Raw genomic sequence first — 15,362 nt, 5'->3', positions numbered from 1 at the left:
GAGGAAACGCCTATGACCGCCCTTGCACGCATCACCCTGCTCAGCCTGGTATTGGGCTTGAGCGCTTGTGCGGTCCACCGCCCACCTCCGGCACCCACCGGCCCGACCATTCCCCCATCGGGCCCCTCGACCAAGCCAGCCACCAGGCCCTCCAGCCCGGTCACCGCACCCGCGAAAGCGCCACCGAGCAAGTCGCCGACCTTCGCCCCGCCACCCGGCGCGGCCAGCCACTGGGACGGCAAGATGCAGGTGTATGTGCTGGAAGACCAGCCCGACACCTTCTACCGCCAGCGCACCTACTACCGCTGGAGCAACGGCTGGAGCCGCTCCATCAGCCCGGACGGGCCGTGGGAAGAGACCGACGTGCATGGCGTACCGCCAGGGTTGAGCAAGCAGTACGCGCAGTGACAGAAGGCGACCTTTGGGTCGCCTTTTTCATGCCTGCAGTGTGGTCCTTCAAGCGCTGGAGATCCAATGCCGGGGCCGGACTTGTCCGAGATAGAGGTCTGTCAGATAAAAATGATTTCCGAACTTAGCGCCATGAGTCCGTCATAGGCTGATGGCGTCATTCGGCGGATCTTCATCCTTACTCTCAACAAGTGCCGTTCGATAAAAGATTGTGCTGTCTTCGCACTTTCCACACGGACTGCCGCCATTCGCCCCTAGACGGACAGTTTGGGTGAAAAAATCGGCTCGACACCTACAAGCGGCTGACGCGGCGTTGCTGCTTTCTTCGCCTTGTAGGACGGACCCTGTAGCGAGCAGGTAGGTATGAATGCCACCTCTGCGGACACGTACTTGGTGACCAGGGAATTGAGTTTCAGGCAAGGCGAAAACTACTGCGATGGCATGGCGGAAAACCGAGCCTGTACTGCTGAAGGGCTGGGTCACATTGATTTCGTGATACTCGCACTTGAACTCCGCAGGATGGCGATCTGCGACACGCCCGCAATATCCGTATTGATTGAGACGGCGTCTGGTCAGCGAGCCGAGGAGGCCTGCGCGCCACAGTACGCCTACCGTAAAGGTAGGGCGAGATGAGCGAGGGGTAACTGCAAACCTGTAATTATGCTGCCCGGTAGCTCATAAGTTGAAGTTTGAAATTGCCCGTCAGGGGATGGTTGATGCGGTGTTGGGGATGTAACTCCATTAAATGAGAGGTTTCACTCAATAAAAAAGGAAGTTTCTATGTGTTGCCTACTTTTGTTGGAGTAGGAAGGAGGTTTTTTTTAAACTTGGCGGTTGGCTCATAGTTGGTTCGTAGCGGATGGCAAGGCTCTAAGTCGCATGTTTCATAGGTTTGTTGGAAATAATTGATTTGTGGATTGACATGTGTGGCGTGATGCTAATAATTTTGTGTGCAATGCCTTTTTAAAGGCGGGTTGAAATTCATTTGTTATAAAAACAAGGATAATTATATGAGTGTTCAGAATCCGATCGGCGCGGGATCAAATGAAAGATCTACTCGTGGTGAAATATATAAAGTGTGCGAGGCTGGTTATAATGAAATCGCAAATGCGATAGTGCGGCACTCTGCCCTACGTGAGCTTGAGTCGTTTGGGAAAATTATTTCCGATAAGCCACTAAATCATCCAGAAAGGGCTCTATTTTTTGCAACTATTTGGGCTTTCTTCAAGGATGTTCCGGCTGGAATCGTCGCATTGGCTGCGCGCGTTACGGATGAATGGATTAAAGAAGATATGTGGCACGGCACGGCTAAAGCCGCGCATATTCTTTACGCATCCGTGGATGAATACGGTCTACATCAACATAGCAAGCATATGTTGCCAACCCATCATCAAATGTTCAAACAACTGACCACTCACCTGGGACTTTCCGATGCTGAGCTGTTCAATCCTCACTACATTCTTCCTGAGGGCACCGCCATGGGTAATAATACCCATCGAATGTACCGTTCTGAGTTTTTAGGTGAGGCATTGGGTTTTCATTTGGCGTCAGAAATGACTTCCTCACGAGAGTTTCAGTTTTTCCTGAAAGGATTTCAAAAATATGCCGGCGAATATGGTCTGGTCGACGAAGATGACCCCGTTTTGGCATTCTTTGCGATTCATTGTGAGGTTGAACCTATGCATGTCGCGACCGGGCGCGAAATCATGATTTCGTACTTGGAGAAAAATCCAACTATTGCCCCGCATGCAATGCGCGGGGCGATGGCATTTATGGATGGGTTCGAGCAAATGTTTGCCGCTTTGAATCGGCGGCTGGCCTGAAAATCGAACATCTGATAGTGAAGGACATTATTATGAGTCGGTCTTATGAGTGCCAGATTTGCCACTACGTTTATTCAGAGTCTTCAGGCGAGGCTCTAGTCGATATAGAACCCGGCACGACTTGGGATGAGATTGGGGAGGCGTTTCAATGCCCGCACTGCCAAGCGAAGAAAAAGCTGTTTATTGAGGTTCTGAGTTAGATGCAGGGTTTTCTGAGTTCGATGGTATTCGCCACAATGCTTTCCATAGGTTTTGGACCGATAGCCTTGATCATCCTGAGGCAGTCCATCGCCTGCGGCTTTCGCGGCGCACTACCTGGGGCTCTAGGTGCGGCAGTTGCAGATGCGGTTTTTGCGGCTGTCGCATTTTATGGTTTGCAGACAATCAAGGAATTTTGGCTAGCCAACAACCGTCTGTTGACCTGGGTGGCAATTGCTTACCTGTTTTATCTGGGGGGCATTACATTTGCAAAACATACAGCTGTGGCACAAGTAAAAACGACAGCAGGATTTATCCCGGTCTTTTTACTGACGCTAATGAACCCACTCACTATCGTAGCGATCTCCTCCTATGTGATTGCCAGCGGCACGCTGTTTGAGGGGCTCGGGCTCTACCTGAGTCTGGCGGGTTTTCTGGTGGGTTCATTTTTAGGCCAGATATTATATGCGCTGGGTGGCAGCCTCATCAGGACTGCGCTGATCGATAATCCTGATCTTGATGTGATCAATCGCATCAGCGGTAGATTATTGATTGGCTTTGCGGTGTGGCAATGCGCGCGCGTTTTGTCTGGAGGCTGACCCTCTGCCTTCCGGGAAACCGTGCACAGTTCCTGCACCCGAACATGAAAGCGCCTACGCGCACGCCTGACCGAGTGCGTAGCGCGTCGCAATCCGATACTGTGGCCGCCGCCGTGAAACGTAGTCGGTCATGCAACAAATCTGCAGACAAGCGAAGAGGGTGTATTGATGGCGGGCAGGTTGATCTATCTCATCGGGCCATCGGGTTCGGGCAAGGACAGCCTGTTGGACGCTGCACGACCACGTTTGGCCGAACGTGGCTGCCGCATTGTGCGTCGGGTGATTACGCGCTCGGCGGAAGCGGTGGGCGAGGCGGCACAGGGGGTGAGCGCTGAGCAGTTTGTCGCGATGCAAGCCGAGGGCGCGTTTGCGTTGAGTTGGCAGGCCAATGGGTTGTCCTATGGCATACCCACGGACATCGACGCATGGCTGGCGGCGGGGGAGGATGTGCTGGTCAACGGCTCCCGTGCCCACCTGGCGCAGGCCCGCGAGCGTTACCCGGCGTTGCTGGTGGTGTTGCTGAGTGTCGATCAGGCGGCGCTGCGCCAGCGCTTGCTGGCGCGGGGGCGTGAGTCGGTGGCGGATATCGATGCGCGCCTGGCGCGTAATGCACGGTTTACGGCGCAGTTGCTGGCCGGCATGGGGGCGGGGTTGCTCGTGCTGGATAACTCCGGCCCGCTGGAACATACGGTCGAGTGTTTGCTGCGCTACCTGGTCCCGTCAGCGCGTTGACAACCGTTCCACATACTCCACAAACGCCCGCGCCTTGGCACTCGCCATTCGCCCTGTCGGAAACACGGCCCATAAGTCCCGCGCCGGCAAATGCCAGTCGGTCAACACCGGCTTCACCGCGCCACTGGCCAGTTCCGGCGCGAACATCCAGGCCGATGCCAGGGTCAGGCCCAAGTGGTTCAGCACAGCCGCACGTACCCCTTCCGCCGCTGTGATGTGCAAGCGGCCATGGACGACGATCGGGTATTCGCGGGCGTCTCGGGTAAATGTCCAGCGCGCGCCCTCGCCCTGGGTGTAGATGACCGCCTGGTGTCGCAGCAGATCGGCTGGCGTGGCGGGTTCGCCGAAGCGTTCGAAGTAGGCCGGGGTGCCCAGGATATGGCAGGGCGACGCCCCGATCTTGCGTGCGGTCAGCCCCGAATCGCTCAGGTTGCCCATGCGCAGGGCGACGTCGATGCCTTCTTCCACTAGGTTGAGGCTGTGGTCGTCGAGTACCACATCGATGTTCAACCCAGGGTACTGCTCCAGGAACGGCCCCAGGTGCGGAAGGATATGCAGGCTGGCGAAGGTCACGGCGGCGCTGATGCGCAAGTTACCCGACAGCCCGGCGCCAGCGCTGCGGGCAGCGTCGTCGGCCTCGTTGGCCCCATCGATGGCGCGCTTGGCTTTTTCGAAATACGCCAGGCCCGCTTCGGTCGGCGTCAGGCCCCTGGTTGAGCGCAGTACCAAGCGCACCGCCAGGCGCGCTTCCAACTGCGCGACGCTCTTCGACACCGCGGGCTGGCCGATGCCCAGGCGTTTGGCGGCGGCGGAGAACGAGCCGGTTTCGACAACGTGGACGAAGGTTTCCATGGCGGTCAGGCGGTCCATCGGGTGTCCCTTGCTTGTGATTGAGCGCATCGCGACGCAGTACGGCGCAAAGCCTACGGGGAATGGCCATGGCTTGTCACCCGCTCCCAGGCGGGGTTTATCGCAGTGAAGAAGCTTAAGTGGATATGTCTTTGTCTGGGGGGAATTGAAGTAAGCCAGTGACGGGTATTTGTTTAGAATTTGTTTTTTTATTGTAAAAGCAACCCGGTATTGGTGAGTCGGTTGTGTGGTTGGATGTTTAAATTGCAAATAAAATCCTGGTTGTCTGACTGCATGTTACGCGGCGTGTGGTTGTTTCAGCTGAAACTAAAATAGTGTTGGTCCGCTATTTTTCACTGTGCGAGATTATCGGCGATAACGATGAGCCTGGTTTAACGCGGCTCGCGGTTATTGATACTTAATCTCCGGATCGATTCGATTCGGTGTTCTTGTGTATTCATTAATAATACGAGTGCCGCACAATGAATGGACCTGATCTGTTTTCTGTAACTTCCCGCATGGGGTTTCCGATATCGGACCCCGGCCCGTTTGGTGCCGGGGCCTCGAAGAAACCGTCGTTTACGACGGACCAGGCGGCCAAACAAATCACGCGGGAAAATCATCGTTTCCGTGACCGTAACGGCGATCAGAAGATCGACTTGCACTACACGGTCGACGCGAGTTTCACCGCCCAGCAGAAACAGCGCGTGCACCAGGCAGTGCAAGCCTGGCAGGATGTGGCCAATATCAATTTCCGCGAGCAGTCAAACGGTACGGACGGAGCGCTCAGTATCCACAACAACCCTCGCGGCGACCGGGGGGTTGCCGACTTGCCTCATGGTTCCACGAATCGGACAGCGGCCACGATCGGCACCCGGGGCGGGGCGGCTTCGCCTGCGCTGGGCAGTCACTTTTCGGTCACGGCTATTCATGAAATCGGTCACGCCATTGGCCTGCAACATCCGGGACGCTATAACGGCGACGGTGCCAACTACCAAAACGGCGCGGTCTATGCGCAGGACACCAAGGCACGCACCGTGATGAGTTACTGGTCGGAACGCCATCAATCCGGTCATGACTTCAGATCGCTCAATCCGTCTGCCCCGATGATGGACGATATCGCCGCGGCGCAACGCTTGTATGGCGCCAACCACCAGACCCGCAAGACCGACACCGTCTATGGTTTCAACTCCAATACCGAGCGCGAAGTGATGAGCCTTACCAGCGCCAGGGACAAACCGGTGTTCTGTGTGTGGGATGGTGGCGGTGTGGATACGCTGGATTTTTCCGGGTTTTCCCAGGATCAGAAGGTCGATCTGAATGCGGAGTCGTTCTCTGACGTGGGCGGCTTGAAGGGCAATGTGTCCGTCGCCAAGGGATGTGTTATTGAAAACGCGATCGGCGGTGCCGGTCGTGATGCCTTGATCGGCAATGATGCGGCCAACCGCCTCAAGGGCGGTGCCGGCGCCGACACGTTGAGGGGCGGCGGCGGCGCGGATACGTTTGTCTACGATAACGTCAGCGACTCCGCCGCACAGAGCCCAGACCTGATTGAGGACTTCACCAGCGGTACCGATAAGATCGACGTCTCGGGTGCGTTAAAAGCGGCAGGTGTGCGCGCCCTGGTGTTTACCGATCGGTTCAGCGGCCGCGCCGGTGAAGCGGTGCTCAAACACGATGCCAGTACGGGGGGGGCGAGCCTGGCCATTGATTTGAAGGGGACGGGCAACGCGGACATGGTGATCAACAGCAAGGGGCAGATCAAGCCTGGCGATGTACGGTGGGATGGGTCGCAGCCTGACGTTCAGTCTGTGCCGACGCCAGCCCCGGCTCCGGCTCCGGCTCCGACTCCAACCCCAACCCCAACCCCAACCCCGCCGCCGGGTGAAACCCCAAACGGGCCGTCCGCACTGATCGAAATGCTTGCCAAGACACTGTCAGCGTTCGTGTTACAGCTGCTGCAGATTATCGCCCCGTCGTCCAGTGGCAGGCCGCGCTCGTAACCCCACCCACGATCCCGAGGCATCATGCCGTCAGGCAGTGACCGCCGAAGTGTGGCGCGAAGCACTGAGAAAGCGCAGCAGCGCCACCAGCGGGAACGCACTGCCCACCAGCATCACGCCCAGCCAGCCGCCGTGTTCGTACACGCTGCTGGCAATCGCCGAGCCGAAGGCACCGCCGATGAAGATGCTGGTCATGTACAGCGCGTTCAGGCGGCTGCGGCTGTTGGCGTCGAGGGCGTAGATGGCGCGTTGGCCGAGGACCATGTTCATCTGCACGCAGAAGTCGAGGACCACGCCGGTCACCGCCAGGCCGATCACGCTGTACAGCGGGTGTACGAAGGCCGGCAGGAAGCTCAACACCGCAAACACCATGGCCAGCAGTGACGCGCGGTGGGTGTGGCCGGCATCGGCCAGGCGCCCGGCGATGGGCGCGGCGATGGCACCGATGGCACCGACCAGGGCGAAGATCGCGATCTGGGTCTGGCTCAGGCCATGATTGCGCACCAACTCCAGCGGCGCAGCGGTCCAGAACAGGCTGAAGGTGGCAAACATGCAACCTTGATAAAAGGCGCGCTGGCGCAACAGCGGTTGTTCACGCAGCAGGGTGCCGAGGGAACGCAGCAATTGGCCATAGCTGGCGCTGTGGTCGGGCTGGCGCTTGGGAATGGTCATCAGCAAGACCACGCTGATAACGGCCATCAACGCGGCCGCGGCCATGAACATCGCGCGCCAGCCGAAATGGTCGGCGACCACACTGGACACCGGCCGCGCCAGCAGGATGCCCAGCAACAGGCCGCCCATGATGCTGCCGACCACGCGGCCACGGGACTCGGCAGGTGCCAGGTGCGCCGCCAGTGGGATCAGGATCTGCACCGACACCGAACTGAAACCGATCAACAACGACACCAGCAGGAACAGGTTCGGTTGCTCGGTAAACGCCGCACCCAGCAGGCTGGCGATGGCGATCACGGTGGTGCTGATCATCAGCTTGCGGTTTTCCAGCAAGTCACCCAGGGGCACCAGGAAGAACAGGCCCAGGGCGTAGCCGATTTGCGTCAGCGATACGATCAGGCTGGCCATGGCGGGCGTCAGGCCGATGTCCGGCGCGATCAGCTCGATGATCGGTTGCGCGTAGTAGATGTTGGCGACGATGGCGCCGCAGCAAAACGCAAACAGCATTACCATCCCGCGGGTCATGGTGCTCGTAGCGTGGGGAGTAGCGTTCATGGTGTTCTCATAAAAGCGAAGGAAGATGGCGAGCGAGAGTAAAGACAAGACACTGCGGCGAGTAGGCTGTTGGCGGTGATAACACTCATGCCGTGAAATGATGACTGAAGCCTTGGCGTTGGCTTCGAGCGCCCATGATACATGCAGACGCACCGGCCGAAACAGGCGACCCGGCGGCCTGACAATCATGCTTGGCATCAAACGAATGTGGGAGCGGGCTTGCCTGCAATGCGGACACCCCGGTGTATCGGACACACCCGGGCGACGCTATCGCAGGCAAGCCAGCCCCCACATTGGCTCGCGTTTCTTCAGTGCGAGCGGCTTACTGCTCGTTGTAGATCTGGTCGAACACCCCGCCATCGTTGAAGTGGGTTTTCTGCACGGTGCGCCAGTCGCCAAAGGTCTTCTCGACCGACAGGAAGTCGACTTTCGGGAAACGATCGGTGTACTTGGCCAGCACTTTCGGATCACGCGGGCGCAGGTAGTTGTTGGCCGCGATTTCCTGGCCTTCCGGCGACCACAGGTACTTCAGGTAGTCTTCGGCGACCGCGCGCGTGCCTTTCTTCTCGACCACTTTGTCCACCACCGTGACCGGCGGCTCGGCTTCGGCGGAGACGCTTGGGTAGACCACTTCGAACTGATCGCGGCCGAATTCGCGGGCGATCATTTCCGCTTCGTTTTCAAAGGTCACCAGCACATCGCCGATCTGGTTGGTCATGAACGTCGTGGTCGCGGCACGGCCACCGGTGTCCAGCACGGGCGCTTGCTTGAACAGCTTGCCGACAAAGGCCTTGGCTTTGTCTTCGTCACCGCCGTTCTTCAGCACGTAGCCCCAGGCCGACAGGTAGGTGTAGCGACCGTTACCCGAGGTCTTCGGGTTGGGCACGACCACTTGCACACCATCCTTGAGCAGGTCCGGCCAGTCTTTCAGGGCTTTCGGGTTGCCCTTGCGCACGATAAACACGGTGGCCGAAGTGAACGGCGCGCTGTTGTTCGGCAGGCGGGTAGCCCAGTTGTCCGGCACCAGTTTGCCGTTGTCGACCAGGGCGTTGATGTCGGTGGCCATGTTCATGGTGATCACATCAGCCGGCAGGCCGTCGATCACCGAGCGCGCTTGTTTGCTGGAGCCGCCGAAGGACATCTGCAAGGTCAGCTTGTCGTTCGGGTGCTCGGCTTCCCAGTGTTTCTGGAAGGCGGCGTTGTAGTCCTTGTAGAAATCGCGCATCACGTCGTAGGACACATTGAGCAGGGTGGTCGGTGCGGCCTGGACGACACCGGCCAATGCAAGGCCGGCGGCCAGGAGAGAGGCGCTAACGAGTTTTTTCACTGCTCATTCCTTGTTGTTCGAGAGTAGAGAGAAGCACTTTGCCAGCGACTATAGCCGGGGCTGTATATTCGCTTAAAGATTAAAAAGATCTTTGCTTATTCCAGCTTGTTAAACAATGCGTTGCCACACCGCGAACAAAACGCCGCGTTCGCGTCATGGGTGTTTTTCTTGCACACCGGGCAGTCCGTTTGCAACTGTTCACCGCGCATGGCGTTGGCCAGTTCGGCGGTGAAGATCCCGGTGGGCACGGCGATGATCGAGTAACCGGTGATCATCACCAGGGACGAAATCACCTGGCCCAGCGGGGTCTTGGGCACGATATCGCCGAAGCCCACGGTGGTCAGGGTCACGATCGCCCAGTAGATGCCCTTGGGGATGCTGGTGAAGCCGTTCCCAGGCCCTTCGATCACATACATCAAGGTGCCGAACACCGTCACCAGGGTGCAGACGCTGAGCAGGAACACCACGATCTTCTGCTTGCTGCCGCGCAACGCCGACATCAGGTAGTTGGCCTGCTTGAGGTACGGCCCGAGCTTGAGCACCCGGAAGATGCGCAGCATGCGGATGATGCGGATGATCAACAGGTACTGGGCATCGCTGTAATACAGCGCGAGGATGCCGGGCACGATGGCGAGCAAATCCACCAGGCCGTAGAAACTGAAGGCATAGCGCAACGGCTTGGGCGAGCAGTACAAGCGCAGGCCATACTCGATGGCGAAGATGACGGTGAAGCCCCACTCGATGTAGGCCAGCACGGCGGCGTAATTGTCGTGGACTTCCTGGATGCTGTCGAGGATCACCACCACCAGGCTGGCGAGAATGATCAGCAGCAGGGTGCTGTCAAAACGCCGCCCGGCCGGCGTGTCACTCTGGAAAACCATGACATAGAGACGCTGACGCCAGTCGTTGTTGCTGTCCATAACGTTCGCCCCTATCGAATATCGGGCAAGCCTAGGGGGATTCGAACGGGCTGTCCACGCGGGCTTTCGCTGCAGGACAATCTGGCTGAAGCCGTTGAGCAGCGCTTCGGCCCAGTCGGGGCAGGAGACCCTGACCGGCGCTAGATCAACGTCTGATCGACCCCGGTTGCGCAACCCGCAGTTTCGGCCCTTGCAGGTCCATCGGGATGCTGAAGGGGGCATTCAACAGGGTGGGCAGCCTCGAGAATCAGAATGGCGCGAAAGTCGTTGACGTTGGTGCGGGTCGGTTCGGTGATGATCAGATCGTCGAGGGCGGCGAAATAGCCGTAGCCATTGTTGTTGTCCAGCTCGTCGCAGGCCGACAGCCCCAGCGCTTCGGCGCGGGCGTAGCTGGTGGGGGTCATGAGCGCGCCGGCGTTGTCTTCCGAACCGTCGATGCCGTCGGTATCGCCGGCCAGGGCATAGACGCCGGGCAGGCCCTTGAGGCTGTCGGTGAGGCTCAGCAGGAATTCGGCGTTGCGCCCGCCACGGCCAGTGCCGCGCACGGTCACGGTGGTTTCCCCGCCGGACAGGATCACGCATGGCGCCGCCAACGGCTGGCCGTGCTGCACGATCTGCCGGGTGATCCCGGCGTGGACCTTGGCCACGTCCCGCGCTTCGCCTTCGAGGTCGCCGAGGATCAGCGGGCTGAACCCGGCCTGGCGGACTTTCACCGCGACCGCTTCCAACGACTGTTGTGGGCGGGCGATCAATTGGAAATGGCTGCGGGCGAGCAGCGGGTCGCCGGGTTTGACGGTTTCCGAGGCCGGGTTCTGCAACCAGCTGCGCACGGACGCCGGCGCGTCGATGCCATAGCGCTTGAGAATGGCCAGGGCCTGTTGCGAAGTGCTCGGGTCGCCGACCGTGGGGCCGGAAGCGATCACCGTGGCCAGGTCGCCCGGCACATCGGAAATCGCGTAGGTATAGACCGTCGCCGGCCATGCCGTCCTGGCCAGTCGGCCGCCCTTGATCGCCGAGAGGTGCTTGCGCACGCAATTCATCTCGCCGATGGTGGCGCCGGATTTGAGCAGGGCTTTGTTGATGGCCTGTTTGTCGGCCAGGCTGATGCCTTCGGCGGGCAGGGCGAGCAACGCCGAGCCACCGCCGGAGAGCAGGAAGATCACCCGGTCGTCTTCGCTCAGTTGGCTGATCAGCGCCAGCACGCGCTGCGCCACTTTGATGCCGGCGGCATCCGGGACCGGGTGGGCGGCTTCGACCACTTCGATTTTCTGGCACGGCGCGCCATGGCCGTAGCGGGTGACCACCAGCCCCGTGACTTCACCGTGCCAGGCGTTTTCCACGACCAGCGCCATGGCAGCCGCGGCTTTGCCGGCGCCGATCACAATCACCCGGCCGCTGCGGTCGGCGGGCAGGTAGGGTTCGAGGACTTGCCGGGGATGGGCGGCGTCAATGGCGGTGGCAAACAGCTCGCGAAGCAGGTGTTGCGGATCGACCGACATAAGCGGGCTCCCGGGGATTTTTTTGTTATTAGAGATGCAGCAATTGCGGCTATTGAAATGCGATCAACCTGTGGGAGGGGGCGTGCTCCCTCCCACATTTGACGGCATTTCAAAAAGGGCAGCGGTGTGGGTTATTTGTCGCGAATCGAGAAGTTCGCCATATGCTCCAAGCCCTTGATCAACGCCGAGTGGTCCCAGTTGCCGCCCCCGATCGCGGTGCAGGTGCTGAACACCTGTTGGGTGCCAGCGGTGTTCGGCAGGTTGATCCCCAGCTCCTTGGCCCCGGCCAGCGCGAGGTTGAGGTCCTTCTGGTGCAGGTTGATGCGAAAGCCCGGATCGAAGGTGCCCTTGATCATGCGTTCGCCGTGTACTTCAAGGATCTTCGACGAGGCGAAGCCGCCCATCAGCGCTTCACGCACCTTGGCCGGGTCGGCGCCGTTTTTGGCCGCGAACAGCAGCGCTTCAGCCACCGCCTGGATGTTCAGCGCGACGATAATCTGATTCGCCACTTTGGCTGTCTGGCCGTCGCCGTTGCCGCCGACCAGAGTGATGTTCTTGCCCATACTCTGGAACAGCGGCAAGGCACGCTCGAAGGTCTGCGGCTCACCGCCGACCATGATGCTCAAGGTGCCGGCCTTGGCTCCGACTTCACCGCCGGACACCGGCGCATCGAGGTACTGCGCGCCGGTCTGGTTGATCCTGGCGGCAAAGGCCTTGGTGGCGGTGGGGGAGATCGAGCTCATGTCGATCACCACTTTGTTCGGCGACAGACCGGCGGCCACGCCATCGGCGCGGAACAGCACGTCATCGACCTGCGGGGTGTCGGGCACCATGACGATGATGAATTCGGCTTCCTGGGCGACGTGCTGCGGGGTGGCCAGCGCGATGGCGCCGGCGGCGATCAACTCGGCTGGCGCCTTGCCGTGATGCTCGGACAGGAACAGTTGGTGACCGGCTTTTTGCAGGTTGTCGGCCATGGGTTGGCCCATGATGCCGGTGCCGATGAATCCGATTTTAGCCATGAAGAAATCCTCTTTTTATTCGATAGAGCGCGGTCTGCCAAACACATGGGGTCCAAATGTGGGAGGGGCTTGCTCCCACAGGTTGGTTGCGTGTTGTGCCTGTCAGAGGGCGTTATGGGTCTTGAGCCAACCCAAACCCGCTTCGGTGGTGGTCAACGGCTTGTATTCACAGCCGACCCAACCCTGATAACCGATACGGTCCAAATGCTCGAACAGGAACCGATAGTTGATCTCCCCGGTCCCGGGCTCGTTGCGACCCGGGTTATCCGCCAGTTGGATGTGGTTGATCTCACCCAGGTGCGCGGCCAGGGTGCGGGCCAGATCGCCTTCCATGATTTGCATGTGGTAGATGTCGTATTGCAGGAACAGATTGGCGCTGCCCACCTGTTCGCGAATCGCCAGGGCCTGCGCGGTGTTGTTCAGGTAGAACCCAGGGATATCGCGGGTGTTGATCGCTTCCATCACCAGCTTGATACCCGCCGCTTGCAGCGTGTCGGCGGCGTATTTGAGGTTGGCGACAAAGGTCTTTTCTACAATGGCATCGTCCACGCCCTGCGGCCGGATGCCCGCCAGGCAGTTGACCTGGGTGTTGCCCAGCACCTGGGCGTAAGCGATGGCCAGGTCGACCCCGGCGCGGAACTCCGCGACCCGATCCGGATGGCACGCCAGGCCCCGTTCGCCCTTGGCCCAATCGCCGGCCGGCAGGTTGAACAGCACCTGGGTCAAGCCATTGGCATCCAACTGCGCCTTGATTTCGGCAGAGCTGAATTCGTAGGGGAACAGGTATTCGACGCCTGCAAAGCCCGCATCGGCGGCCGCTTTGAAGCGAGCGAGAAACGCCTGTTCGGTGAACAGCATGGACAGGTTGGCGGCAAAGCGCGGCATAGGGTTCTCCTTAATCGAGCAGGGAAATGGCAGTCGGCGCATCGTTGCCGACCAGGGCCAGATCTTCGAATTCGTTGACGGCGTTGATCTCGGTGCCCATGGAAATATTGGTCACGCGCTCCAGAATAATCTCAACGATCACCGGAACCTTGAATTCTTCGAGCATTTCCTGGGCGCGGCGCAGTGCCGGCTGGATCTGGCCGGGCTCGAACACGCGCAGGGCCTTGCACCCCAGGCCTTCGGCGACGGCGACGTGGTCGACGCCATAGCCGTTGAGTTCCGGGGCGTTGAGGTTGTCGAAAGACAACTGCACGCAGTAGTCCATTTCGAACCCGCGCTGGGCCTGGCGGATCAGCCCCAGGTAGGAGTTGTTCACCACTACGTGGATATACGGCAGCTTGAACTGCGCGCCCACGGCCAGTTCTTCGATCATGAACTGGAAGTCATAGTCGCCGGACAGCGCCACCACCTTGCGGCTCGGGTCGGCCTTGACCACGCCGAGCGCCGCCGGGATGGTCCAGCCCAACGGGCCGGCCTGGCCGCAGTTGATCCAGTGACGCGGCTTGTAGACATGCAGGAATTGCGCGCCGGCAATCTGCGACAGGCCGATGGTGCTGACGTAGCAGGTGTCTTTGCCGAACACCTGGTTCATCTCTTCGTACACCCGTTGCGGCTTGACCGGCACGTTGTCGAAGTGGGTCTTGCGCTGCAGGGTGGCCTTGCGCTGCTGGCAGTCATGCAGCCAGGCGCTGCGGTCCTTGAGTTTGCCTGCGGCTTTCCACTCGCGGGCGACTTCGATGAACATCGTCAGTGCGGCCCCGGCGTCGGAAACGATGCCGAGGTCCGGGGTGAATACGCGGCCGATTTGCGTCGGTTCAATGTCGACGTGAATGAACGTGCGCCCCTCGGTGTACACCGCCACTGAACCGGTGTGGCGGTTGGCCCAGCGGTTGCCGATGCCGAGCACCACGTCGGCTTTCAGCAGCGTCGCGTTGCCATAACGGTGCGACGTTTGCAGGCCGACCATGCCTACCATCTGCGGGTGATCGTCGGGGATGGTGCCCCAGCCCATCAAGGTCGGGATCACCGGGATGCCGGTCAACTCGGCGAACTCCACCAGCAGGTCGCTGGCATCGGCATTGATCACGCCGCCACCGCTCACCAGCAGCGGGCGTTCGGCCTGGTCGAGCAGGGCCAGGGCTTTTTCCACCTGGATGCGCGTGGCCAGCGGTTTGGCCAGGGGTAGCGGCTGGTAGGCGTCGATGTCGAATTCGATCTCGGCCATCTGCACGTCGAACGGCAGGTCGATCAGCACCGGGCCAGGGCGGCCGGAGCGCATTTCATAAAAGGCCTTCTGGAACGCATACGGCACCTGGCCGGGTTCGAGGACCGTGGTCGCCCACTTGGTCACCGGCTTGACGATGCTGGTGATGTCCACGGCCTGGAAATCTTCCTTGTGCATCCGCGCCCGGGGGGCCTGGCCGGTGATGCACAGGATCGGAATCGAGTCGGCCGAGGCGCTGTACAGGCCGGTGACCATGTCGGTGCCCGCCGGGCCCGATGTGCCGATGCACACGCCGATATTGCCGGCCTTGGTGCGGGTGTAGCCCTCGGCCATGTGCGAGGCGCCTTCAACATGGCGAGCAAGGACGTGATCGATGCCACCGACCTTCTGCAAGGCCGAATACAGCGGGTTGATCGCGGCGCCTGGGATACCGAAGGCGGTGTCTACCCCTTCACGACGCATCACCAGAACGGCGGCTTCGATTGCTCTCATTTTGCTCATTGTTTTGGTGCCTCTTGCGTTTTGTAATTGTATACAAGTGGTGTTTGGTCGAAGTGTATTCACGGCGAGCGCCACAGGTCAATG

Annotated in this window: 14 protein-coding genes; 6 read left to right on the top strand and 8 right to left on the bottom strand. The window is 59.9% G+C overall.

The genetic code is table 11. From position 1 onward, the window contains the following. Positions 1 to 12: 12 nt before the first annotated feature. The 5 genes from C5F70_RS15305 to phnN all read left to right on the top strand — a co-directional run bounded on the left by C5F70_RS15305 (position 13) and on the right by phnN (position 3,760). Positions 13 to 408, top strand: coding sequence for a hypothetical protein (locus tag C5F70_RS15305; protein ID WP_017849443.1), 396 nt, complete (start codon positions 13 to 15; stop codon positions 406 to 408). 1,010 nt (positions 409 to 1,418) lie between these two features. Then, positions 1,419 to 2,231 carry an iron-containing redox enzyme family protein gene (locus C5F70_RS15295; RefSeq protein ID WP_104903634.1) on the top strand — a complete coding sequence of 271 codons (813 nt, stop codon included), beginning with the start codon at positions 1,419 to 1,421 and terminating at the stop codon, positions 2,229 to 2,231. Positions 2,232 to 2,263: 32 nt separating this feature from the next. Beyond that, positions 2,264 to 2,431 (top strand): rubredoxin, encoded by a 168-nt coding sequence (locus C5F70_RS31565; RefSeq protein ID WP_017849446.1) that lies wholly within the window; start codon positions 2,264 to 2,266, stop codon positions 2,429 to 2,431. Beyond that, complete coding sequence (locus tag C5F70_RS15285) at positions 2,432 to 3,028, top strand: LysE family translocator (RefSeq protein WP_104903633.1); 597 nt, start codon at positions 2,432 to 2,434, stop codon at positions 3,026 to 3,028. A 168-nt stretch (positions 3,029 to 3,196) separates the two neighbouring features. Further along, on the top strand, positions 3,197 to 3,760 hold the full coding sequence (gene phnN / locus C5F70_RS15280; RefSeq protein WP_104903632.1) for a phosphonate metabolism protein/1,5-bisphosphokinase (PRPP-forming) PhnN: 564 nt from the start codon (positions 3,197 to 3,199) through the stop codon (positions 3,758 to 3,760). Here the strand turns inward: phnN and C5F70_RS15275 are convergent. After that, positions 3,749 to 4,630: a LysR family transcriptional regulator gene (locus C5F70_RS15275; protein WP_104903631.1), complete on the bottom strand. Its 882-nt coding sequence runs from the start codon at positions 4,628 to 4,630 to the stop codon at positions 3,749 to 3,751. The genes phnN and C5F70_RS15275 overlap by 12 nt on opposite strands. Before the next feature lie 461 nt (positions 4,631 to 5,091). On the opposite strand from C5F70_RS15275, the gene C5F70_RS15270 reads away from it, so the two are divergent. After that, positions 5,092 to 6,612: a M10 family metallopeptidase C-terminal domain-containing protein gene (locus C5F70_RS15270; protein WP_256588286.1), complete on the top strand. Its 1,521-nt coding sequence runs from the start codon at positions 5,092 to 5,094 to the stop codon at positions 6,610 to 6,612. A 30-nt stretch (positions 6,613 to 6,642) separates the two neighbouring features. Here the strand turns inward: C5F70_RS15270 and C5F70_RS15265 are convergent, their stop codons facing one another. From C5F70_RS15265 to gcl, 7 genes are all read right to left on the bottom strand, one after another. Then, positions 6,643 to 7,839, bottom strand: a complete 1,197-nt coding sequence (locus tag C5F70_RS15265) for an MFS transporter (protein WP_026140344.1) — start codon at positions 7,837 to 7,839, stop codon at positions 6,643 to 6,645. 322 nt (positions 7,840 to 8,161) lie between these two features. Further along, positions 8,162 to 9,166, bottom strand: a complete 1,005-nt coding sequence (locus C5F70_RS15260) for a sulfate ABC transporter substrate-binding protein (RefSeq protein WP_017849453.1) — start codon at positions 9,164 to 9,166, stop codon at positions 8,162 to 8,164. Between the two features lie 95 nt (positions 9,167 to 9,261). Continuing rightward, positions 9,262 to 10,086: an ion transporter gene (locus tag C5F70_RS15255; RefSeq protein WP_102618948.1), complete on the bottom strand. Its 825-nt coding sequence runs from the start codon at positions 10,084 to 10,086 to the stop codon at positions 9,262 to 9,264. 140 nt (positions 10,087 to 10,226) lie between these two features. Then, the gene (locus tag C5F70_RS15250) at positions 10,227 to 11,585 is read right to left on the bottom strand and encodes a glycerate kinase (RefSeq protein ID WP_104903629.1); all 1,359 of its coding nucleotides are present in this window, start codon (positions 11,583 to 11,585) and stop codon (positions 10,227 to 10,229) included. 131 nt (positions 11,586 to 11,716) lie between these two features. Beyond that, positions 11,717 to 12,607, bottom strand: coding sequence for a 2-hydroxy-3-oxopropionate reductase (locus C5F70_RS15245; protein WP_104903628.1), 891 nt, complete (start codon positions 12,605 to 12,607; stop codon positions 11,717 to 11,719). A 102-nt stretch (positions 12,608 to 12,709) separates the two neighbouring features. Then, positions 12,710 to 13,492: a hydroxypyruvate isomerase gene (gene hyi, locus C5F70_RS15240; protein ID WP_104903627.1), complete on the bottom strand. Its 783-nt coding sequence runs from the start codon at positions 13,490 to 13,492 to the stop codon at positions 12,710 to 12,712. Positions 13,493 to 13,502: 10 nt separating this feature from the next. Then, on the bottom strand, positions 13,503 to 15,278 hold the full coding sequence (gene gcl / locus C5F70_RS15235) for a glyoxylate carboligase (protein ID WP_102618952.1): 1,776 nt from the start codon (positions 15,276 to 15,278) through the stop codon (positions 13,503 to 13,505). Positions 15,279 to 15,362: the final 84 nt, after the last annotated feature.

Source organism: Pseudomonas sp. LH1G9 (assembly GCF_002949975.1).
Classification (GTDB): domain Bacteria; phylum Pseudomonadota; class Gammaproteobacteria; order Pseudomonadales; family Pseudomonadaceae; genus Aquipseudomonas; species Aquipseudomonas veronii.
Note: the sequence above shows the minus strand (reverse complement) of the source record. Positions and strands in the feature narration are given on the sequence as shown.